We start from the raw sequence: 23239 nt of genomic DNA, 5'->3' as shown, positions 1-23239 counted from the left end.
TGCCAAGCCGACTTCATGCCTGTAGCGCTCCCCCGTCCGCCGCTTCCCGCCAACGCCAAGACCCGCCGCTACTGGGCCGTGCCCCATGGCTCCGCCTGGGCGCTGGAGGTGGCCGAGGCGGCCCGGGCACACGACGGCCTGCTGGTCGTCGTGGCACGCGATACCCGCAGCGCCGACAGCCTCGAAGGCGAGCTGGCCGTGTTCGCCGGCGACTTGCCGGTGTTGCACTTCCCGGACTGGGAAACCCTGCCCTACGACGTCTTCAGCCCGCACCCGGAAGTCGTTTCCCAGCGCATCGCCACGCTGTATCGCCTGCCGAGCATCAAGCGTGGCGTGCTCGTGGTGCCCGTGGCCACGCTGATGCAGCGCATCGCGCCGCGCACGCATATCACCGGATCGGGCCTGGTCCTGCGCAAGGGCCAGAAGCTGGACATCGGCGCCGAGCAGCGCCGCCTGGAAGCCGCCGGCTACCGCAACGTGCCCCAGGTAGGCGAGCCGGGCGATTTCGCCGTACGCGGCGCGCTGATCGACATCTTCGCCATGGGTGCGAACGAGCCCTACCGCGTCGAGCTGTTCGACGACGAAGTGGAATCGATCCGCACCTTCGACACCGAAACACAACGCTCGCAGCATCAGGTCGACAGCGTCGACCTCCTGCCCGCGCGCGAATTCCCGGTAACCGAAGACGCCGCGAAGAACTTCCGCGCCAACCTGCGCGAACGCTTTCCCATCGACACGCGTCGCTGCCCGCTCTATCAGGACATGAAGGAAGGTGTGACGCCGGGCGGCATCGAGTACTACCTGCCGCTGTTCTTCCCGGCGACCGAAACGCTGTTCGACTACATCGCCGGCGACGCCCTCTTCGTGCTGGGCGATGGCGCGCTGGACGCCGCCGAGCAGTTCTGGACCCAGACCTCCGAGCGTTACGACCAGCGCGCGCACGATATCGAGCGCCCCGTGCTGCCGCCCGCCGATATCTACCTGCCGCCGGAACAACTGCGCGAGCGCCTGAATAAACAGGTCCGCATCGACGTGGTGCCGAAGAGCCACGAGCACGCGGTCGACCTCGGCACGATGCCCGCTCCCGACGTGCCGCTCAATCGAAAGGGCGAAGAGCCGGGCACGTCGCTGCGTCACTTCCTCGCCAGCTACAAGGGCAGCGTGCTGATCGCCGCGGATTCCGCCGGTCGCCGGGAGGCGCTGATCGAGCAACTCGCCGGCGCGGGCGGCATGAAGCCGGTCAATGTGGACGACTGGAAAGACTTCCTGGCGAAGGACGAACGCTTTGCGATCACCGTCGCTTCGCTCGAGCAAGGCTTCGCGCTGACCAAGCCGGCGCTGACGGTCTTCACCGAGCGCGAGCTGTTCGGCGAACGCGTGCGCACCGACCGCAAGAAGCGCGCCGGCGCGGCTCGCGATCCCGAAAGCATCATCAAGGATCTCACCGAACTCTCGATCGGCTCGCCCATTGTCCATATCGACCATGGCGTGGGCCGCTACCAGGGCCTGGTTTCGCTCGACGTCGGCGACATGCCGGGCGAGTTCCTGACCATCGAGTACGCCAAGGGCGACAAGCTCTACGTGCCGGTGGCGCAGCTCGGCCTGGTCAGTCGTTACACCGGCACTGCGCCGGAGCTGGCGCCACTGCATTCGCTGGGCGGCGACGCCTGGGAACGCGCGCGCAAGAAAGCCGCGGAAAAAGTACGCGACGTCGCCGCCGAGCTGCTCGCGATCTACGCGCAGCGCGAAGCGCGCCAGGGCGAATCGCTGCCGGTCGACCGGCAGATGCTCGAGGAATTCGCCGCCACCTTCCCGTTCGAAGAGACCGCCGACCAGCAGGCGGCGATCGATGCCGTCATCGTCGATCTCGCCGCACCGCGGGCCATGGATCGCGTCGTCTGCGGCGACGTGGGCTTCGGCAAGACCGAGGTCGCCCTGCGTGCCGCCTTCGCCGCGGCCACCGCCGGCAAGCAGGTGGCGGTGCTCGTACCGACCACCCTGCTCGCCCAGCAGCATTACCGCAACTTCGCCGACCGCTTCGCCGATTGGCCCGTGCGCGTGGACGTCCTCTCCCGCTTCAAGTCGAAAAAGGAGACCGATGCGGCCTTGGAGCGCCTGGCCGATGGCCAGGTCGACGTCATGGTCGGTACGCACAAGCTGCTGCAGTCCGACATCCGTTTCAAGAACCTTGGCCTGGTCATCGTCGACGAGGAACAGCGTTTCGGCGTGCGCCAGAAGGAGCAGCTGAAGAAGCTACGTGCCGAGGTGGATCTGCTCACGCTCACGGCGACGCCGATCCCGCGCACGCTGAACATGGCGATGAGCGGCCTGCGCGACCTCTCCATCATCGCGACGCCGCCCGCACATCGCACCGCCGTGCGCACGCTCATTTCGACCTACCAGCCCGCGCTGATCCGCGAAGCGATCCAGCGCGAGCTGGCACGTGGCGGCCAGGTGTACTTCCTGCACAACGAAGTGGAGTCGATCGAACGCACCGCGCGCGAGCTCGGCGAGTTGGTTCCCGAGGCGCGTATCCGTGTCGCCCACGGCCAGATGCCGGAGCGCGAACTGGAGCAGGTCATGGCGGACTTCCACCGCCAGCGCTTCAACGTGCTCGTCTCGACCACCATCATCGAATCGGGCATCGACATTCCGACGGCGAACACCATCGTGGTCAATCGCGCCGACCGCTTCGGCCTCGCCCAGCTGCACCAGCTACGCGGTCGCGTAGGCCGTTCGCATCACCGCGCTTACGCCTACCTCATCGTGCCGGATCGCAAGACCATGACGGCCGATGCCGAGAAGCGCCTCGAGGCGCTGGCGTCGCTGGAAGAACTCGGCGCCGGCTTCACCCTCGCCACGCACGACCTGGAAATCCGCGGCGCCGGCGAGATGCTCGGCGACGAACAGTCCGGGCAGATCCAGGAAATCGGCTTCGGCCTGTACACCGAATTGCTCGATCGCGCCGTGCGGGCATTGAAGTCGGGCAAGGTACCCGACTTCGATCTCACCTCCGAGCACGAGACCGAGGTGGAGCTGCACCTGCCCGCCCTGATTCCGAACGACTACCTGCCCGACGTACACGCCCGTCTGACCCTGTACAAGCGCATCGCCAGCGCACGCAACGACGAGGCGCTGCGCGAGCTGCAGGTGGAGATGATCGACCGCTTCGGCCTGCTGCCCGACCAGACCAAGTGCCTGTTCGCCGTGTCCCAGCTCAAGCTCATGGCCACGCCGCTCGGTATCCGCAAGGTGGACTTCGGTGCCAGCGGTGGCCGCATCACGTTCCGCGACAAACCGGACATCGACCCGGTCGCCCTGATCAAGCTGATCCAGACCCAGCCGCGCATCTTCAAGATGGACGGCCAGGACAAGCTCCGCGTGATCATGGAACTTCCCGGCTCCGCCGAACGCATCCGCACGGCGCAGGAAACGCTCGTGTCCCTGGGCGCCCGCCGCCCGAGCTAACAAGCTAACCGCCGATGCCTTCCGTGGAAGCCGCTTCACCGTGGAAGCCGCTCTACTGTGGAAGCCTCTTCACCGTGGAAGCCGCTCCACTGTGGGAGCCGCTTCACCGTGGGAGCCGCTTCACCGCGGGAGCCGCTCTACTGTGGGAGCCGCTTTAGCGGCGATTCCTGCGCAGCGAAACGATGACGGCTATCGCGACCGGGATTTCGCCGATGAATCGGCTCCTACAGAACAAGACCCGCGATGGCTCAAGCCGCCGGCGTCGAGCGCACGAGGTACTGCACGCTGAAGCGACGATCCGCGTCCGTCCAGACTTTCGCCACGCTCAGTCCGGCCTTCTCCGCCATCTGCGCGAAGTCCTCGAGGGAGTACTTGCAGCTGTATTCCACCTGCATGGCTTCGTCCTCGCGAAAGGCGAAGGTGTCGTGGCCGACGTGCACATCCTGCCGTTTCGTACTCACCAGCGAGGTTTCGATACGTCCCGCGAGCGCGTTGTAACGCGCCCGGTGACGGAATGCCTTCAAGTCGAAGTCCGTGCCGATCTCACGATTCAGGCGAACCAGCATGTTGAGCGTAAAGTCGCTCGTCACGCCGGCCGCATCGTTGTAGGCAGCTTCGATCTCCGCCGGGTCTTTCTTCAGGTCGACGCCGACGATGATGCCGCCGCCGTCGCTCATTTCCGTGCGCATCAGGCGCAGGATACGAATAGCTTCCTTCGACTCGAAGTTGCCGATGGTCGAACCGGGAAAGTAGATCGCGGTGCGGCGCGGCGAGCGTGATGCCACGGGCAGACGCAGAGGCTGGGTGAAGTCGGCGCACACTGGCTGCATCGGCACATCCGGAAAGCGCGTCGCCAGCTCGGCGACACTTTCCATCAAGGCGGAGCGCGAGATTTCCACCGGCACGTAAGCCACCGGCGTCACCAGGTGTTCGAGCAGCATGCGCGTCTTGATGCCGCTGCCGCTGCCGTACTCGACCAGGCGCACATCGGGCCCCAGCGTGTCGGCGATATCGCCCGCGTGCTCGCGCATGATGGCGATCTCGGTGCGCGTCAGGTAGTACTCGGGTTGCTCGCAGATCGCTTCGAAAAGCGCGGAGCCGCGCTCATCGTAGAACAGCCGCGATGGCAGTCGTTTCGTCTTCAGGGCGAGACCACGGCGAACGGTATGCAGCGTGTCCTCGACATCCGGATGGCGGTCGTCGACGCGGATGTCTTTCGGTTGAGCGCTCATCGATCGTTTCCCAGTCGTATCCCCGAAAACTGCCAGCGGGCATGGGGAGGAAAGAAGTTCCGGTAAGTCGCACGAACATGATCGGCAGGCGTGGCGCACGAACCTCCACGGAGGATCCACTGCCCGTTCATGAACTTACCGTTGTATTCGCCAAGGGCGCCGGCCAATGTCCGAAAGCCCGGATAACTGACATATGGGCTCATCGTCCATTCCCAAACGTCGCCGTACATTTGTCCGAGCGGGGTCTCGAACGAGGACGCGCGAGGTTGGAACGCCCCGGTGTCCTGAAGGTTCCCTCGCACGGGCAAGGCGGTGGCCATCGTTTCCCATTCCACTTCGGTGGGAAGGCGCGCGCCGGCCCAACGCGCGAACGCGTCGGCCTCGAAATAACTGATGTGACATACGGGCGCGTGTGGATCGATCGCGCGGCGCCCCTGGAGGGTGAACTCGGTCTCCAGCGCTTCGTCCCAATACAGCGGACGCTGCCACTGCTCGGTCTGCACCGTCGCCCAGCCGTCGGCCAGCCAGAGCGTGGGCTCGCGATAACCACCATCGCTGACGAAGGCCATGAACTCGGCATTGGTGACGGGACGATTGGCCAGCGAACCCGCCTGCCTGTAGGTGCGATGCCGCGGGCCTTCGTTGTCGAACGAGAAGCCGTCACCCGCGTAACCGATCTCGACGATCCCTTCTTCGAACGGCACGAAGGCAAGCGCAGGCGCCGCCACCGACAGCGAGCGAGGCGCATCGGGCGCGAACGCCGGCTCCAGCGGGTTCTGCGCGAACGCGTGCTTGATGTCCGTGAGCAGGAGCTCCTGGTGCTGCTGTTCGTGCTGCAGACCCAGTTCGACGAGGGCGGGCAAGGTGGGGTCGTCGCCACGTGCGATAAGCCCTGCGATCGCCTCGTCCACGCGACATCGATAGTCCCCTACCTCGTCCAGTGCCGGCCGCGTGAGCAGGCCACGTTTCGGCCGGGCATGCATCGGTCCGACGGACTGGTAGTAGGAGTTGAACAGGTAGTGCCATTCCGGATTCGGCGAAACGTAGGCCGGGTCGCGCGACAGGATGAACTGCTCGAAGAACCACGTGGTATGGGCGAGGTGCCACTTGGTCGGACTGGCATCGGGCATGGACTGGACCACGGTGTCCTCGGGTCTCAGGCGCGATGCCAGTTCCACCGTACGGCCGCGAATGCTGAGGAAGCGGTGAGCGAGGTCCGCGCTGGCCGGCGGGCGGGGGTCGATGCCAAGCGGTCGCACGGTCATAAGGTGGGTCTTCCTACACTGCCGAGGGACTCGCCAGTCATTACCGAAACCTTGCCAGCGGAAACGTTCAACGAACGTGATCGGACCCGACCGCCGCCTTAACGGTAGATGCACCCAGCGCCTGTCATCTCTCGTTTCCGGCCGCGATCCGGCTTAACGTGCAGATTCCTACGAAGGAGAGCCCGGCCATGAAAGTCCGTCATCTGTTTGTCGCTTCTATGCTCCTTACCGTGGCCGCCCACGCCGCCGAACAGGCACCCACCTCCGGTCCGGGGCCCGCCGCCAAGCCCCTCGAATTCAACGACTGCATGCGGACCGACCGCATCACCGACTGGAAGGTGGTCGACGACCAGACCTTGCTGGTCGCGACCGGGCCCGATCACTTCCTGGTCAAGACCGACGTGGCCTGTCCGCGCATGGGCCTGGGTGGAGGGGTCCGCTTCAAGACCGCCGAGAGCAACAAGGCGATCGGCGGCTTCCGCATCTGCGGCACGCCCACCGAAAAAGTCGAGCGCATCAACAACGATCCGCCATGCAGCATCCAGTCGGTAAGCAAGATCGACGACGCAACCTACAAGGCCATGTCGAAGAAGGCAAAACTCAGCGGTTCCGGCGCCGGCACCAGCGGCTCCAGACCCTGAGTCAGGAAAGGCCCTGCAGAAAACATGGCCGGGGATGAAAGGCCGGGTGTGAAAGGCTGTGTGTGAAAGGCCGGGGATGAAAGGCCGGGGATGAAAGGCGGTGTGTGGGAGCCGGCTGTGCCGGCGATGGCGGTGCGGCAACCTCGCTATCGCCGCTGAAGCGGCTCCCACACAAAGCCAGCCAGCCACGAAGCCAGCCGTGAAAGGCTGTGTGGGAGCCGGCTGTGCCGGCGATGGCGGTGCGGCAACCTCGCTATCGCCGCTGAAGCGGCTCCCACACAAAGCCAGCCAGCCACGAAGCCAGCCGTGAAAGGCTGTGTGTGGGAGCCGGCTGTGCCGGCGATGGCGGTGCGGCAACCTCGCTATCGCCGCTGAAGCGGCTCCCACACAAAGCCAGCCGGCCACAAAGCCAGCCGTGAAAGGCTGTGTGTGGGAGCCGGCTGTGCCGGCGATGGCGGTGCGGCAACCTCGCTATCGCCGCTGAAGCGGCTCCCACACAAAGCCAGCCAGCCGAAGCGCCGGGCGGGTGCTGAAGGCAGAGGCTCGAGAGCGAGGCTCCCCGGACAGCCTCCAAAAAAGAAGCCCGGCGATAAGCCGGGCTTCCTGTTTTCAGCGACTACCCGCCAAACGCAGATCAATAACCGTCGTCACGCACGTAGCGCGTGGTGCTGTAGCCATCGTCCACGTAGGTGGTGGTGGTCACGCGGCGCGTCACGACCGGAGCGTCCTGATAGACGACCGTCGCCGGACGGTAGTAGGCCGGGCCATCGTCGTAGACGACCGTGCGCGGCTGCGTGGCGTTGGCGACGAGGCCAACGACGGCACCGGCAACGATGGCGCCTGCGATCCAACGACCGGCGTTGTCATAGTGACCGCGACCGTAGTAGCCGCCGTGACCGTAATAGCCACCGTGGCCGTAGTAACCGCCATGGTAGCCGCCGTAGCCATACCCACGTGCGAACGCAGCAGGTGCGAACGCCATCAGACCCGCGGCGGCGAGAAGAAGGGCGGACTTAGCGAACTTAGCTTTCATGACAGTTACCTCCAGGTGTTGAGCGCAGATTCGCGCTCGGCCACTGAATCCGGACTGAAGTTTTCTCCACCACCCGTTCACGTTTTCCACGGGTTCACGTACGGCTTCCGAAGCAGCCAGCAGCCATGGATGTTGTGGCGGCGGGCGAAGTCGAACGGGATGCTTGGCGCACTCCAGTCTTCTATCTGGAAATGGGGCTCCAGCGCGGCCCGATCAAGCTGGAAACGGCGGAAGTTGTTCGAAAAAACGATCACGCCGTCCGGCAACAGCCGCTCGTTGCAGGCCAGGAGCAGCTTCACGTGGTCGCGCTGCACGTCGAAGTCGTCGGCCTTCTTCGAGTTGGAGAAGGTCGGCGGATCCACGTAGATCAGGCCGTACTGCATGGAACGCTTCTCGAGGAAGGTCAGCGCGTCTTCCTGCACCAGCCGGTGGCGAGCGCCGTTGAAGCCATTGAGGTCGAGATTGCGCGAGGCCCAGTCCAGATAGGTGCCCGACAGGTCCACCGTGGTGGTATCCCGGGCGTCGCCGGCCGCCGCGTAGACGCTGGCCGTGCCCGTATAGGCGAACAGGTTGAGGAAATGCTTGCCGGCGGCAAGTTCCCGGATCTTCGCGCGCACGAGGCGGTGATCGAGGAACAGGCCGGTGTCCAGGTAGTCCGTGGGATTGATCAGGAACTTCAACCCGCCCTCATGGACCTCGACGAATTCGCCCTTCTGGTCGAACTGGCCATACTTGGAACCGCCCTTGCCGCGCTCGCGCGTCTTCACGGCAATGCGGTCACGCGGGATTTCGAGCACCTCGCCGGCGACGCGGACGATTTCGCGCATGCGAATCCGTGCGACATCGACCGGTACGTCCAGCGGCGCCTTGTATTCCTGAATGTGCAGCCAGTCCTCGTAGACGTCGATGGCCGCCGCGTACTCGGGCAGATCCTGGTCATAGGCGCGCCAGCAGGTGATGCCTTCGCGACTCAGGCGCTTACGCAGGTGGCGGACGTTCTTGTCCAGCCGGTTCTTGAGCATCTGCGCGCCGTCGGACAGCGGCCTGGCCTCGCGCGGCGCCTCGTCACGGGCGCGCAGCGCGAAGGTCAGCAGGGGCGTCTCCAGGGCGCCGTTGAACAACGCGTAGCGCTTGTCGGGGCTCAGGCGCAGGGCGCGGCCCAGCTCGTCGTCGCCCGCCAGCACCGCGGCGCGCCAGCCCGCGAAGCGATCCTTCAGGGCCTGGCCGAGGTCGCGGTAGAGCGCCGGCAGCTCGGCGCGGTCGCCCAGACGCTCGCCATACGGCGGGTTGGTGATGACCAGGCCGAGCGGCGTCTCCGGCGGCGGTTCGACATGGACGGCATCGCGGCGGTCCAGGTGGATAAAGCCCGCCACGCCGGCATTCTGCGCATTGCGCTTGCTGGTCTGGACCATGTGCGGATCGGAATCGCTGCCGAAGAACACCGGGCGTAGCGTCCGCAGGCCTTCGTCGGCACGGGTCTTGGCCTCGTCATAGATCGAGCGCCACAACGCGTAGTCGTGTTTCGCCCAGCCGAGGAAACCGTAGTAGTCGCGACGCAGGCCGGGAGCCACGTCGGCGGCCATCAGTGCGCCCTCGATCAACAGCGTGCCCGAGCCGCACATGGGATCGACCAGCGCGCCGCCTTCGGCGTAGATCCGCGGCCATTGCGCACGGACCAGCATGGCCGCGGCGAGGTTTTCCTTGAGCGGGGCCTCGCCCTGCTCCGCGCGCCAGTTGCGGCGGTGCAACGGCAGGCCGGACAGGTCGATCGACAGGGTGGCGCGATCGCGACGCACGCGTACGTTGACGCGGAGGTCCGGCTCTTCGGGGTCCACGTCGGGGCGCGAACCGCTGGCGGCGCGGAACTGGTCGACAATGGCGTCCTTGGTCTTCAGCGCGATGAACTGGCTGTGGGTGAGCTTGCTCATCGCCGTATTGGCATCCACGGCCAACGTGCCGTGCGGCGCCAGGTGCTCGGACCAGTCGATGTCCTGGATGCCCGCATAAAGCTGCTCCGGATCGGCGGCGTCGAACTCGGCCAGTGGCAGCAGGACACGGCTGGCCATGCGCGACCACAGGCAGGCGCGATAAGCGGTCTCGATGGACCCCGTGAAGGCCACGCCGGCCAGCGCTTCGCGCACGTCGCCGGCGCCGATGGCGATCAGTTCGTCCTTCAGCAGGTACTCGAGGCCTTTCGGGCAGGTGGCAAAGAACTTGGTCATGCGAGGTTCCCCAGGAAGCGGAGGAACTCGGCTTCGATATCGGGCAAGGTGGCGCCTAGGCGGTGGTCGTCCTGCACGAGCAGGGCGGGAATGGCATGGTCGCGGGCGAAAGCCAGCGCATCGTCCAGAGGGCAGACGTCGTCGGCATAGCCGTGGACGAGGAACGAGGGCACGCCCGGCCGTACGTCGAATGCCCGGGGGTAGCCGGGGATCCGGGTCGGCAGGGCCAGCAGGAACAACCCGGCCACGGGGGCGTCCAGCGAGGCCAGCCCGGAAACGAAGGCACCCATGCTCGAGCCCACCAGCACCGGCGGTACCGGGGAGGCCGCGATGGCCCTGGCCAGCTGGGCCAGGCGCGGGTCGATGCTGCCGGCATAGCCGCGGGCGTCGTCCTCACGGTAATCCGGCCGGACCGTGGTCCAGCCCTGCGATTCGGCCAGGGCCGCCAGGACGCTCACCTTGGTGGCGTCGGGGCCCGAATCGGAACCGTGGGAAAGAATGATGTGGCCGCGCATGGCGGTCTCCGGACGCGGAATGACCGGCTATGTTATCAAAGCGCCATGATCGACATCCTCGACACCCCCCTTCCCTATGTCGCCCGCCTGCCCGAGCGGGCCGGGGAGACCATCGACCTCGTGGTCATCCACTGCACCGAGCTGCCCGACCTGGCCATGGCTCGCGAGTACGGCGAGAAGGTGCTGTACGACTCGGGCGCCGGCAACAGCGGGCACTATTACGTCGATCGCGACGGCACGGTGCTGTGCTACGTCGACCCCCTGCGCGTCGCCCACCACACCCGCGGCTACAACCCACGCTCCATCGGTATCGAACTGGTCAATACGGGGCGTTACCCGGACTGGTTCCATTCGGCGAAGCAGACCATGACCGAGCCTTACCCGGAAGCGCAGATCGTCGCCCTGCGCGCCCTGCTCGACCACCTGGTCGAACGCTTCCCCTCGCTCAGGCACATCGCCGGCCACGAAGACCTGGACACCGCGATGGTCCCGTCCAGCGACGATCCCGAGAACGAAGTGCCGCGCAAACGCGATCCCGGTCCGCAATTCCCCTGGGCCCGCGCCTACGATGCCGGGCGCCTGGGCAGGCTGGGCAGCTGACGCCCGCTATACTCCGCGCTCATTCGCTCCACGGTCAGAAGGGAACCCCATGTCGGACGCTCACGTCGGCGAACTCGTCGAACTCCTCGAACTCGAACGCCTGGAAGACAACCTCTTCCGGGGTCAGAGTCGGGACATCGGCACCCGCTTCGTCTTCGGCGGCCAGGTGCTCGGCCAGGCCCTCTCGGCCGCGCAGCGCACCGTGGATGCCAAGCGCGAAGCACACTCGCTGCACGCCTATTTCCTGCGCGCCGGCGATATCAACGCGCCGATCGTCTACAGCGTGGAACGCACGCGCGACGGCGGCTCGTTCTCGTCGCGCCGCGTCGTCGCCATCCAGCACGGCCAGCCCATCCTCAACGGCTCCATTTCGTTCCAGGAGCCGGAAACCGGCTACGAGCACCAGATGACGATGCCGGAGGTGCCGGCACCCGAAGACATCGAGCCGATGCACGCGATGAACGCCGAGCAGGTCGCCAAGCTGCCGGAGAAAACCCAGCGCTGGCTCGGCATCAACGGCCCGTTCGAGTTCCGCCACGTGTGGCCCCGGGATGAAATGCGTCCGGCCAAGCGTCCGCCCTACCAGCACATCTGGTTCCGGCTGACCGCACCGATCGAAGACACCCAGGCGCTGCACCAGGCCCTGCTCGCTTATGCCTCCGATTTCCACCTGATCGGTACGGCCACGCTGCCGCACGGTATCTCCTACCTCACCCGCAACATGCAGATGGCGAGCCTGGACCACGCGCTGTGGTTCCACCGTCCGTTTCGCATCGACGAGTGGCTGCTGTACTCCTTCGACAGCCCGACCTCGCAGGGCGCGCGCGGCCTCGCGCGCGGCATGATCTACACGCGCGATGGCCGACTCGTCGCCTCCACGGCGCAGGAAGGCCTGATCCGCGTCCGCCCCGACTGACCGCATGAGCATCGAGCTACGGCACCTGCGTTACTTCATCGCCGTCGCCGATGAGCTGCACTTCAGTCGCGCCGCCGAGCGGCTGGGCATTTCCCAGCCGCCACTGAGCCAGCAGATCCGCGATCTCGAAGGCATGCTGGGATTGCGCTTGCTGCGGCGAACCAACCGGCGTGTGGAGCTGACCGATGCGGGACGCGTTTACCTCGATGCCGCCCGCGACGTCCTGTCTCGTGTGGACGAAGCCGGCGACCTCGCGCGCCGCGCGGAACGCGGCGAGATCGGCGAACTGCATGTCGGATTCACGCAGAGCACGCCGTTGATCGCTCGCTTTCCTCGTGCCGTGCGTGCCTTCCGCGACGCCTTCCCCGCCGTGCGACTGGTGCTGAAGGAACACAACACGCTGCAACAGATTGAGCGCTTGCTCGAAGGAAGTCAGCAAGTCGGCCTTGTTCGCGGCACCGACCTGCCGCCGTCATTGACAGCACGCAAGCTGGTCGAGGATCCCCTGGTTGCGGTGCTGCGCACGGACCACCCGCTGGCAAAGGGCCGGCGGCCACGCGTGCGCGTCGAGCAGCTCGCCGCGGAGCCCTTCGTGATTTTCAGCCGGAATGCAGGCACGGGGGTCGCGGCGCAGGTCCAGGCCATGTGTCGTCGCGCGGGTTTCGCACCGCGCATCGCGCAGGAAGCCGGCGAGTCCGCCACGATGGTCGGCCTGGTCGCCGCCGGTCTCGGCGTCGCCGTGCTTCCGGTATCCATGAGCCAGCTGCATGTCGAAGGTGTCGCCTACGTACCCATCGATTCACCCGATGCGGCCAGCGCGCTCTACCTCGTGCACCGCCGGGGCGATACGTCTCCACTGGTGAAAGCCTTCATGCAGCTGATGCTGAAGGCGTGAGCTTCCGCAGCTTGAGCGCGATGGCGAGGCCGGCGAGGACGAGCACGGTCACGTAGCCGGGCCCATCGCGAAGACAAGGGATTCGCGATGCACTTCTTCGCTGAGGTAAGTCATCGCGACAGCTGGCAGGCCGGCCAACGTGACGCCGAGCAAGGCACGGGCGACGAGCAACGGGGTCCAGCTCGGCGACACGGCCTTGAGCAACACCAGCACGAAGGACGATGCGCCGTCCACGGGAATCTCCAGCGAATAAGCCGTTTGACAAATCGCTAGACCCTGAATCAAGTCAGATTGAGATATCCAAAGCACTGGTTCGATAGCCAGAACGAATCCATCGGGGACTATCCAATACCGCACCGTCGATGAGCCCGGCATCCGCTTCTTCAAGACACTGGGGCGTGACGGAACGAATCACCTGCACGGCTACGCGCGGGGTACTACACCGCACGACGTAGGATTAATCCTATTTTACGTCGGCCTCCACAGCAGCAGGCCGAATCGCGTTTAAGATGCGGTCCCTTTTTCAGGAGGATCATGATGATCCCGACCACACATCGTCCATCTGCCGCATTCGTCGGCGCATCCTGGATGGCACTGATCGCGGGCATGGCAACGTATTTCATCGGCCTGTGGCGCTCCGACATGCAGCTCAACGAGAAGGGCTACTACTTCGCGGTGATCATGTATGGCCTTTTCGCGGCCATTTCCGTGCAGAAGGCCGTGCGCGACCGCCTCATGAACATCGCGGTCACCAATCTTTACTACGGCCTGGCGTGGATTTCCCTCCTGATCGCCATTGGCCTGCTTTGCATCGGTCTTATCAATGCACAGCTTGGCTCGAGCGAGAAAGGCTTCTACGCCATGTCGTTCGGCTTGAGCCTTTTCGCAGCTATCGCCGTACAGAAGAACACGCGAGACAGCGCCGACTGACTTCCCTCAACGCAACTCTGACAACGACGAGCGTTTTTTCGCACCGGCCACTGTTGGCCGGTGCATTTTTTTATCGGAACCTAGCCTCATGCCGACGTCGCCACTCATCGAGCCGATTCCTGGAGCCGACCCGGGCGGCATCGACCTTACTTTCCGCTCTGAATTCGATGCCATTCAGGAGGCGCGGCGTGCTGACGACCCGTCTCTCGATCAGGGTGAGTGGTCCAGGGACCTGAAGACAGCGGACTGGCCGCTCGTGGCTCGCTTGTGCCGGGACGCGCTGAGCAAACAGACGAAGGACCTGCGCGTCGCCGGGTGGTACCTCGAAGCCCGCACCCACATCGACGGCCTTCCCGGGCTCGCTGAGGGATACCACGTGGTGGCGAGCCTTTGCGAACACCGCTGGGCCGAACTACATCCGCGTGGTGAAGACAGTGAAGAGCGCCTCGGCTGCCTGCACTGGCTCGTTGGACAGTCCCCGCGCTGGATCCGCACCGCGCCCCTCGTCCGACACGACGATATTTCGCTGGGAACGATGTCCACGATCGTCGAGCGAGACCCGGATCGCAAGAGAGATGCCACCGCCAAGGTGGCGGCGTGGCGCGAAGCCATTCCCGCCAGTGCCCGCGATGAGTCGGTTGGCGCGGTCGACATCGCTCTCGCCGCACTCGACCAACTCGAGCAGGCTGTCGACCGGTATGCGCCTGGCGAGGGACCGTCCCTCACTACCGTGCGTGAAGCGCTTCGCGACGTCGTCATTGCGATCGAGTGGCCTTTGGCCGGAAACGCCCCCAGAGAAACACACACGACAGGTGCCACTGGCTCTTCGCCCCGCCTGCCACTCGACAACGAAGCCGACGCCATCCCCCCCTCCGCATCACCCGTGAACCGAGGCGACGGGCCGCACAGGATCGACAGCCGCGAGAAAGCCCTCGACTGTCTGCGCGAAGTCGCCCAGTTCTTCCGACAGACTGAACCTCACAGTCCCGTCGCCTATCTTGCAGAGAAGGCCGCACGATGGGGCGAGATGCCGCTCCACGAGTGGCTGCACCGGGTCCTTGGTGACGGCGACGCACTGACTCGCCTCCGCGACGTTCTTGACGTACGTGGCAACCAGGCCACTAAGTGACCCAGTCGGTGCTGTCCTGTCGCGCCAGTCAGTCCGCTTTGGCGCCTCGGGAAGCGCCACGCCGCTGGGCGTCGATGTGTTCGACCAGGACGCTGAGCACGGCAACGTCCGCGCTGACCGACGCCGCGGCTCGACGCTTCCTCCCCGGTGAGCCCTTCGCATGTGCGACCTGCTTTTTCGCGCCACCGTGCTCGACGCGTACCGGAGCGGCAATGACGGAGGGCGCGGAAACACTGGCATGGAATGGCGCGATCGCGAGGCCCGCGTCGACGAATGGCGGCAATGCAATCGCCGCCATCTCCCGGCTCATCGATTCATTTGCTGACGGCGAGAACGGCATGAGAAACACGCTCACCGCCAGCAGCGCACACGGCGCGACGAGCGCCAGCGCCACCAACCACGGGTGCGCCCCGACCGTCCTCCAGCGGGATGCGTTGTCCATGTCGGAAAGAATGCGTTGCGACGGATCGCGGCGGGGCGTGGTCCGGTTCGAAAGAAGACCGTCGTCCATCGGGGTCATGTGCAAGCTCCGTGCTGACCTGTCGGCAATGGCGCACCTTACACAAGCGATGTCGGCCTGCCAATCGCGGATGGGCGCAGACGCCTCTGGCAGAGGTGTCATGTGAACGCCGCCGCTCATGTGGAGGCGGCTTACGACAGCACGATGACGTACCTGCTCGTCTTCGCGACCGCCGCTTGTGTACTGCTCCTTTGCCTTTTCTTCCCGGAAACCGTTGCCGCGGTACGGCAATGGATTCGAAAGCGACTTACGGCATCGACGCGTCGTGGCGTCGATCACATGCAGCTGGTGCGCGGTTCTGCCTGCAGGAGCTGGGGCGCAACGTGGCGAACCATTCACCGCGTTGCATACGGCATCGTCGCCACCCGTAAACTGGCGAGCCTACTGGCAGGCCTAGCCCTGATACCGCCGCTTCTCGCTTTGACCTTTGCCGCCGGAACGATTGAACTCGACGGCTTCGAACGACATCAGGGCCCATCTAAGGGCGCCATGCCTGTGGTCGCTGCATTGCTGGAGGGCGAGCACCTCGCGCCACCGCTGCCGCTTCCGCCGGAACTGTTCACGACGCGCGACGTCGTCACCGTGCGGCCAGCCCTCGCGACCGCCAGCCGTGCGTGGGAACTTCTCGACGACGCGTTCAGCCAGAAGCTGCTTCTGGTGTATCGATCGATGAAAGACCAGTACGGCTACGAGATGGTCTTGCTTGAGGGATATCGGAGTCCGGAACGTCAGAACGAGCTCGCTGCGGCGGGAAGCCACGTTACCAACGCCGCTGCGTGGCAGAGCTATCACCAATACGGGCTCGCTGCCGACAGCGCCTTTTTGAAAGATGGCCGCGTCGTGATTTCCGAGCGCGATCCGTGGGCTATGCGTGGGTACGAATTGTTCGGAGACCTCGCGGCGGCCGCTGGGCTGACGTGGGGTGGGAACTGGAAAATGGCGGATCTGGGGCATGTGGAATGGCGGAAGGCTGGGGCGCGGACCAGAAACAGCGATCCGTAGCCGCTGTTGCGGCAACTAGGTACGTGGGCGACTGAGCGAAATCTCATAGCATTTTCAGATTTGTCCTAGAGAAAGGGCACCTCTCGGTTGTTAGCGTGGCATCCCATTTGCGCGCGGGAAAACCATGAGCACGATCCCGAACATCAAGGAACACTTCGCCAGCGAAATCGGCGACCAGCGACGCATGCTCGCCGTCGAATTCGGTGGCCGAAAGGCCGAACTCCGCCCGCCTGAACGCTCGTTTCTGCCCTGTCGTCTGGAACTGACCGAGAGCCTTTCGACGCCGTTCCGCGCCGTCGTTCACGGCCTGACACCCGACTTCTGGCGTTACCCACACGACGACATACCCGGCGACCGCGATGTCGAGCCGCATCCGGACCGCTTCCTTGGGCTACCCACCAGGATCACGGTTCGGGCCGAAGGTCGCGTTCGTCTGATTCATGGCGTGGTGACGCGTGTGCGGCACCTGGGCAACTGGTTCAGCGAAACCGAGCATGCGGGCTACGACGCGTTCGAACTGGTGGTCGAGGCGCCACTCAGGCTACTCGACCTGCGTCGGGCCAGCCGCGTGTATCAGGAACGCACCACCCTGCAGATCCTCCACGAGCTGCTCGACGAACATCTCTTCCTCAATCCCGTCGTCGCCGACACCCTGCGCGCAACGTTTCCGAATCAGCGTCACGATGATTACTTGGCACGCGCTTGCCGTACCCAGTACCAGGAGTCGGATCTCGACTTCATCCAACGGCTATTGATCGACGAAGGTCTCAACTACGTGCTCGAGGCCGAGGCCGGCTTTAACGGCTTCGGCAATGCGTGGAACGTCTTCGGCGCCGACCATGATTTCGGTAAGACACACGACGCCATACTGAATACCGCGCCCCGCCCGGGTGATCTGGAACTGCTGAACTGGCATGGGCACCGCCAGATGGTGCCGGCCTATACCCACGCGGTCACTCACGACTACAAGGACAACGTCCACTACGAGGGCACGGGTCGGGGCCGCGACAACATCGGTATGGGCACGACGGCCCGGGGCGCCTTCGGCAGCTACGAGAGCCTGTCGCCCCGCGCGGTCAAGAAGCCATCCTCGGGGATGGACGTGCCAGCCAGCCACCGGCAGTGGGCGCACGATATGGAGGCCGAAGTCTATGACGGCGAGACCACCGCCCCGCTCAGCCTGGCAAAACCCATTCGCGTCCTAGGGCTGGAAACCGCCCGTACGCCCTTGCGCACAAGCGAGGAAGCCAACGAACGCGATGACGACTATGTCGTGACGGCGCAGACCATTGTCGCCACCGCACCGCTCCGACCCGAAATGCGCGAGCGTTGGGCGTCACTGGCGTCGGACGTACGGAACCGTGCGGGCGTCGAACTCTTCCATCCGGACGATGCCGACACCCGCCCCCTCCGGGTAATGTTCAAGGCACACCCGCGCCGCTCGCGCATCGTGCCACCGCACCCACGGCACGCCCGTCGCCCGGTGCCCGGCGCGATGACCGCCACGGTCGTCGGTGGCGAAGGCGCCGTCGTCGAGACCGACGAGCTGGGTCGCATTGCGGTGGTATTTCACTGGGAACGTGCACCGGACGTACCGCAGTTTGCAGCGAACTTCCCGAAGTTTCCGCGCCCACCGACTCGTGTCCGCTACGTCCATCCTGGCGCCGGTCAGGGTGTTGGCATGCAATACCTGCCTCGCGTTGGCGACGAGGTGCTGATCCTGTTCATCGATAACGACCCGGATAGACCCATCGCGGTGGGCAGTGTGCATAACGGGCACCTGGGCACGCCGAGGTTCGGTGGCGTGGCGAGCCTGCCAAAGGATTCAGCGCTTACCGGGTTACGTACAGGCGAGCATAAGGGTGGTGGCGCTAATGAGCTGGTGTTCGACGATACGACCGATGAAGTGGGGTTGCGTCTGGGAAGTACGACGGCAGCGACCGATCTGAGCCTTGGGCATATCGCGACAGCGCGCCAGGGTGGCAAAGCGGCTCCGCGCGGAACAGGCGCCCAGCTGCGTACCGACGGCGCGGCAGCGTTACGCGCAGCCCAAGGCATGCTCCTCAGCACCTACGGTGCCGCCAAAGATAGCCCGCACTTGCAGCACGGCGATTTGACAAGACTACTTGAGCGTTGCCGCGAATTGACTCTGTCCCTCAGTGACGCCATCGCACGGGCGGGTGGCACAGCACCCGCCATCGACGGTCAAGGAGCGGTCCAGGAAGCCATGTCATCGTGGACACGACCCTCGACGACGTCTGGCCCCGGCGCCGAAACCCCCGAGGCCGTCTTCGCCGTCCAAAGCAAGAAAGGCATTGCGACCGCAACCGACGCATCGCACGTGCTCTTTGCAGGCGAAGACATGCATGCGGTTGCCGAGGGTCGCACGCAACACACGAGCGGCGGCACGTTCAACCTAACCTCGGGGCATCGCCTCACGCTGTTCGCTCTCGACGAGGGCATTGATGCCATAGCCGGCAAAGGCAATCTGCACCTCCAGTCCCAGCACGACAGCATCGTCGCCGAGGCACGTACTGACGTGACCGTCTCTGCGTCCGAGGGGCGCGTGCAGATCACGGGACTGGAGATCGACTTGATCGCCCACGACGGCAGCTTCCTTCGCATCGGCAACGGCATCGAGTTCGGAACGAACGAAAACGTGCTCATTCACGCGAAGCACGTTACCCGGGATGCCCCACAAACCCTCTCGACGATCCGTAAGGCACCGGAGGGCCACGCCACCGATCAGCGCTTCCGCGTGCAGTTCACGAATGATCCCGAAGGCGCAAGAGGCGCCGGCGCCCGGCCCATTCAAACCATCGCCGACGATGGCACCGTCCATGCGGGTGAATCGTCCGTCGACGGACTGACTGACACCATCACCGACACGCTCACTCGCAGCCTCCGGGCACATGTACTGGATCATCCGCTATGACCGACCACGGACTCAAACCTGACTTCGCGCATGTACGCGGGAGCGCCACGGCGCTCACCCTGCCGAACCGTCGCATGGATTGCACCGTCGGCATCAACGGGTTGCTGCCGGGAGCGATCATCTTCCTGCACGGGGTGAATGATCCGGGGGCGACGTACAAAACGGTTGAAACCGGACTATGTCAGGGCCTCAACGAGAGGCTGGGGCGCAATGACCTGCGGCCGGGAGAGTACGGCAATGCATTTCGTGATGTGACGAAGCGTGCTTCCGAGCAAGTTCTACGCTGGAATGAACAGGCGATTCTCGATGACCCCGATGCCTATCTCTACGCACGCACGGTTGCCGAAACCACGCACAGCCCGTTCATCCCCTTCTACTGGGGCTACCGCGCCGATGATGCGTCGATTGAAAAGATGCCGGGCACCAATGAGGCGAGAACGATACGCGGGCAGTATCAGCATGTGAAAGGGCACCGACTGGATCGCACATTCGCGAAGGAAGGCGGGTTCTTTCCAAACGCGACCAACAACATTCCTGACATGTTCGGCGCTGGATTTGACGCCGGATTGCTGGAGAAAGCGGTAACTGCAACCAAAGAAGCGGGACTGGCCGGCTTCATCGCCGACGGTCCCGATCGCACCTATTTTCTTCTCGCTTCTCACCGCCTGGCGATGCTCATCCGAACCATGCGCAACGTCGATTCGAAGAACGTGAGCAAGGACCCGGCTAGAGACACCATCACCATCATCGGCCATAGCCAGGGCACGCTGATCGCCCTGCTCGCGCAAGCGTTGCTTCATCAGCAGGGCCAACGATGCGCCGACTGCCTCATCCTCGTTGACAGCCCTTACGCCGTGCAAGAGGAAAAGAATGTGGCCGGTGGAGACAAGGAGGCCGCTCAGACGTCGTACGCCAAGGTTCAGACGCTGATCGACATCGTCAATGCGGTAACGGAAAAACCGTTCGAGCTTCCGGCGCTCGCCGACTTGTTGGCGTGCGCGTCGGACGACGAAGGACGAACTGGAACTCGCTGGACACCCAAGGAAGGTAAACGCCCCGCCAAAGAAGGCAAAGGCCTCGTAACGTTCACGGAGCGCGATAACCGCGGAAAGGTGTACTGCTATTTCTGCCCGGAAGATACCGTCGTGGCCCTGAGCAGTATCCGCGGTATCGGCACTTTCGGCGTGCCGGAGACGATTACGGAAGAGTCGTCCGTCGGACAACTCTCATCCGACGGATGGAAACCGGTAAGCCGCCAGTTACCAGTCATGGCCGCACTTGCCGATCCGGCACAGCGGCTGCGCTTCTACCAGCGCATGTGGACCCGCCTGCCGCGAAAGGGGTCCGACGGAATTCTCCGTGCTGTTCCAGTGGGAGCTTCACCTGGACACTTCGCAGTACGCGAGAAGGGTCAACGGAGCCATGCTGGTCCCAACGAAGGTATGGTGGAAGACGCGATGTACGCGACGCATCAGGTAGGGCAGCTTTTTCACATCAATGCCGAAGCACTTCTGCCTCCACACTTCCCGGAGATGTACGGAGGGGAGCTAAAGAAAGGGAACGTTGATGGGGAGGGCGTCGATCACGCAGGCCAGGTCGCACCCGATCGCGTGACCGAGGATGTCATCCTCGGCAATAGATACGTTGAATCCCGCTGGGTACCTATGCCCAATATCTTTGAACCTGGCGTCAAGCCGGATGTCGCCCTCTTCAGGGAGGAGTTCAACAAGGGCAAGACGCGTGATGACCGTACCGATGAAGTGCGAGCCGTGGTTGTCACGCACTTCGCGCTTAAGAAGCGCTATCGGCTGGAGCGACAAGAAACACCGCGCGAGGTCCGGGCGCGCCTACCGCAAGAAGAGAAGTACCTCGAAGACAACAATTATCACTCAGCCATTCTCAATCACACTGAAAACCATCGTTGGGTGACGGCAATGGATGTGGCCATCGGTCAGGCCGTGACGCTGGACGATCCCGAGTGGCGTGAGTTGATCCTGGCGATGGGACGTTGGCGTTACGACAAGAGAGAATTCGGCCAACTCAATAAAAACAAGAACTACGGACGATTGGAACCGTCGGCCAAACGTCTCCTTGAGGCCACGGCGACATACTTCCAGGAAGGCAAGTTTCCAGATGAAGCCATCGTCCCAACCGTGCTCCCGCCGTTGGTAACCAGTGGCACCGTTGGCGAGCGGAGGAAGAAGAGGCCGACCGTGCTCGAAGTACTCACCGTTCGCGGCAAGCCATTCACGTCGAATCATGCACGAGGGCAGGCATGAGGTCACCGTCCCGCCGAACTGTCACGTCCGTCATGCATGCCATCAACGTCTCCCTCGTTGGGGCATGCATCATTCAGTGTTTCCGCGTGTTCGACGAGCACCTCGATCGCTTCGCTCACATTTTCGGAGGTCCCGACGTGGCCAGGTTTCTTCTCACCATTGTTACCGGTGCCATCCTTTGCGGCACGGCGTACGCCGCACTAAAGCACGTGATGGCCGAGCCTGAGCCGGAAAGCTCGCATACACTGGCGCCAACGGGCCCGTTACATGACCGGCTCCTCGCCGGCCGTGGTACGAACTACGCGCTTGAGATCCGCAACGCCGTCGTGGCCGTACAAGGTTGGGGCGGTCGGCAGCTCTGGCGCAAGGTGCGCGAGACTGCGAGTCAGGACCGTTCGTTCCTCGAAAATGAAGATCCCGAGCGTGCTTATCCACGCGACGTGGCGAGCGTCGGCCAGACCTATGGCATTCTCTCGGGCGCTGTCTTTGGCTCCGCCGGGACATTCGCTGTGGAGTACTGGCCTGTTCCCACTTTTGTCCTTGGTCCACCACAGCATCCCGAAGCGTTCGGCCGGCCTGCTGACTATATCCGGGACGGCCGGCAAGGCGGCGGTCTCGCCGTCACGCTCTTCCTGTGGCAGGACGACGAGATGAGTGAGAACGGACAGGCAATGATCGAGCGTTTGTTTGCATTCTTTGACGCGAATCCAGATGTTCCAGAGGCGCTGGTGGTCGTCAATGACGGTGACTACGAACGTATCGCTCCCGGGAGCGGACTTCTTTCCAGAGCCGCTGGCATACCGAGGATCCTTAACACACACGCCGCAATGTTGGTGTCGCGAAGCGACCGAGTGGACAAGATCATCCGGCCGTATGTCAATCATCACGAGGGCGACGTCAGCCTCAAGGACACCGAATCCGTCGGCACGCGCTTCTGGCAGTTTTACTGGCACAAGAACAACGGGCAGACTCCGGACGCCTTCGAAGCCTATTACACCGCGAAGCTCGTTGCGGAAGGCAAGTCGGGGCTGGCGCCCATGATGTCGACCGACTGGTGGCACACGCAACTACCCGAGTTCTGGAACGCCATCGGCCCGCAAGGCGACTTCAAGCCCACGCCCTTCCTGCCCATCCGCTGGACCGCGGCGCAACTGAAGCATTTCGACAACACCGCCCTGGTTGGCTACCTGCATCGTCCGGTGCGCGTCCCCTTGCGGGACGACGAGGGGAAATCCCTGCCCCGTTCGGCGCTGGTCGCGAACCTTCAGGCCGGCTGGGCGAAGGCCTTGAACGACGCGCAAGGTGGTCGCCCCTCGCGCGTCGTCTTCGATAGCAGCCACGATGCGGCGTGGAGCGACGTCCTGACCGACGCCCTGAAGGGCGTGCCTGAACCGCTCGCCCTGGACGAAGAACCCGTCGGCTACGATCTGCGGCACCGCATCGGCAACACCGGCGCAGCCTCACCACTGGCTCAGATCGCCGTCGCTGCGATGGCAGGCCACGAGGACGGACGGGTCAGCGCCACGATCAATGTTGGCCTGGATGGCCATGCCGACATCATTCTCGTGACGCCGCCGGATGAGGCGCAACGTGAAAATAACGAACTCAGCAACGCGGCGTACACGCTGTTCGGCGAAACGAAATAGTACGTCACCGC

At 64.2% G+C, this 23239-nt stretch carries 18 protein-coding genes; 11 read left to right on the top strand and 7 right to left on the bottom strand.

All coding sequences use genetic code 11. The annotated features are described in order from the left end of the window. The first annotated feature begins 15 nt into the window (after positions 1-15). Positions 16-3468, top strand: coding sequence for a transcription-repair coupling factor (mfd, locus tag VM621_RS11625; protein WP_325469109.1), 3453 nt, complete (start codon positions 16-18; stop codon positions 3466-3468). Positions 3469-3716: 248 nt separating this feature from the next. On the opposite strand, the gene egtD is transcribed toward mfd, so the two are convergent. Both egtD and egtB read right to left on the bottom strand, forming a co-directional pair. Beyond that, positions 3717-4700, bottom strand: a complete 984-nt coding sequence (gene egtD / locus VM621_RS11620) for an L-histidine N(alpha)-methyltransferase (RefSeq protein WP_325469108.1) — start codon at positions 4698-4700, stop codon at positions 3717-3719. Further along, positions 4697-5965, bottom strand: coding sequence for an ergothioneine biosynthesis protein EgtB (egtB, locus tag VM621_RS11615; protein WP_325469107.1), 1269 nt, complete (start codon positions 5963-5965; stop codon positions 4697-4699). Before egtB ends, egtD begins: the two co-directional genes overlap by 4 nt. A 188-nt stretch (positions 5966-6153) precedes the next feature. On the opposite strand from egtB, the gene VM621_RS11610 reads away from it, so the two are divergent. Further along, positions 6154-6606 carry a DUF6491 family protein gene (locus VM621_RS11610; RefSeq protein WP_325469106.1) on the top strand — a complete coding sequence of 151 codons (453 nt, stop codon included), beginning with the start codon at positions 6154-6156 and terminating at the stop codon, positions 6604-6606. A 634-nt stretch (positions 6607-7240) separates the two neighbouring features. Here VM621_RS11610 and VM621_RS11605 read toward each other — a convergent pair. The 3 genes from VM621_RS11605 to VM621_RS11595 form a co-directional block, all read right to left on the bottom strand. Further along, positions 7241-7639, bottom strand: a complete 399-nt coding sequence (locus VM621_RS11605; protein WP_325469105.1) for a hypothetical protein — start codon at positions 7637-7639, stop codon at positions 7241-7243. A gap of 77 nt (positions 7640-7716) precedes the next feature. After that, positions 7717-9861, bottom strand: coding sequence for a bifunctional 23S rRNA (guanine(2069)-N(7))-methyltransferase RlmK/23S rRNA (guanine(2445)-N(2))-methyltransferase RlmL (gene rlmKL / locus VM621_RS11600; RefSeq protein WP_325469104.1), 2145 nt, complete (start codon positions 9859-9861; stop codon positions 7717-7719). After that, complete coding sequence (locus VM621_RS11595) at positions 9858-10376, bottom strand: alpha/beta fold hydrolase (protein WP_325469103.1); 519 nt, start codon at positions 10374-10376, stop codon at positions 9858-9860. Before VM621_RS11595 ends, rlmKL begins: the two co-directional genes overlap by 4 nt. A 45-nt stretch (positions 10377-10421) precedes the next feature. Here VM621_RS11595 and VM621_RS11590 point away from each other — a divergent pair, with 45 nt between their 5' ends. Genes VM621_RS11590 through VM621_RS11580 form a run of 3 tightly spaced genes read left to right on the top strand, consistent with a single transcriptional unit; the run spans position 10422 to position 12787 of the window. Next, positions 10422-10976 (top strand): N-acetylmuramoyl-L-alanine amidase, encoded by a 555-nt coding sequence (locus VM621_RS11590; protein WP_325469102.1) that lies wholly within the window; start codon positions 10422-10424, stop codon positions 10974-10976. Between the two features lie 49 nt (positions 10977-11025). Beyond that, complete coding sequence (gene tesB, locus VM621_RS11585; protein ID WP_325469101.1) at positions 11026-11892, top strand: acyl-CoA thioesterase II; 867 nt, start codon at positions 11026-11028, stop codon at positions 11890-11892. A gap of 4 nt (positions 11893-11896) precedes the next feature. Beyond that, positions 11897-12787 (top strand): LysR family transcriptional regulator, encoded by an 891-nt coding sequence (locus VM621_RS11580; RefSeq protein ID WP_325469100.1) that lies wholly within the window; start codon positions 11897-11899, stop codon positions 12785-12787. Between the two features lie 48 nt (positions 12788-12835). On the opposite strand, the gene VM621_RS11575 is transcribed toward VM621_RS11580, so the two are convergent. Next, positions 12836-13021, bottom strand: a complete 186-nt coding sequence (locus tag VM621_RS11575) for a hypothetical protein (RefSeq protein WP_325469099.1) — start codon at positions 13019-13021, stop codon at positions 12836-12838. 300 nt (positions 13022-13321) lie between these two features. Here VM621_RS11575 and yiaA point away from each other — a divergent pair, with 300 nt between their 5' ends. Further along, positions 13322-13717, top strand: coding sequence for an inner membrane protein YiaA (gene yiaA, locus VM621_RS11570; protein WP_325469098.1), 396 nt, complete (start codon positions 13322-13324; stop codon positions 13715-13717). An 88-nt stretch (positions 13718-13805) separates the two neighbouring features. Next, positions 13806-14846 (top strand): type VI secretion system protein TssA, encoded by a 1041-nt coding sequence (gene tssA, locus VM621_RS11565; protein WP_325469097.1) that lies wholly within the window; start codon positions 13806-13808, stop codon positions 14844-14846. 28 nt (positions 14847-14874) lie between these two features. Here tssA and VM621_RS11560 read toward each other — a convergent pair whose 3' ends face one another. Continuing rightward, positions 14875-15366, bottom strand: coding sequence for a hypothetical protein (locus VM621_RS11560; protein WP_325469096.1), 492 nt, complete (start codon positions 15364-15366; stop codon positions 14875-14877). Positions 15367-15510: 144 nt separating this feature from the next. On the opposite strand from VM621_RS11560, the gene VM621_RS11555 reads away from it, so the two are divergent. From VM621_RS11555 to VM621_RS11540, 4 genes are all read left to right on the top strand, one after another. Continuing rightward, positions 15511-16368: a M15 family metallopeptidase gene (locus VM621_RS11555; protein WP_325469095.1), complete on the top strand. Its 858-nt coding sequence runs from the start codon at positions 15511-15513 to the stop codon at positions 16366-16368. A gap of 184 nt (positions 16369-16552) precedes the next feature. Continuing rightward, positions 16553-19303, top strand: a complete 2751-nt coding sequence (locus tag VM621_RS11550) for a type VI secretion system Vgr family protein (RefSeq protein WP_325469094.1) — start codon at positions 16553-16555, stop codon at positions 19301-19303. Continuing rightward, on the top strand, positions 19300-21582 hold the full coding sequence (locus VM621_RS11545; protein ID WP_325469093.1) for a T6SS effector phospholipase Tle3 domain-containing protein: 2283 nt from the start codon (positions 19300-19302) through the stop codon (positions 21580-21582). The genes VM621_RS11550 and VM621_RS11545 overlap by 4 nt, the downstream gene beginning before the upstream one ends. A 32-nt stretch (positions 21583-21614) precedes the next feature. Then, positions 21615-23228 carry a type VI lipase adapter Tla3 domain-containing protein gene (locus VM621_RS11540; protein WP_325469092.1) on the top strand — a complete coding sequence of 538 codons (1614 nt, stop codon included), beginning with the start codon at positions 21615-21617 and terminating at the stop codon, positions 23226-23228. Positions 23229-23239 lie beyond the last annotated feature (11 nt).

The sequence above is a fragment of the Luteibacter sp. genome (assembly GCF_035539195.1).
Lineage (GTDB): Bacteria > Pseudomonadota > Gammaproteobacteria > Xanthomonadales > Rhodanobacteraceae > Luteibacter.
Note: the sequence above shows the minus strand (reverse complement) of the source record. Positions and strands in the feature narration are given on the sequence as shown.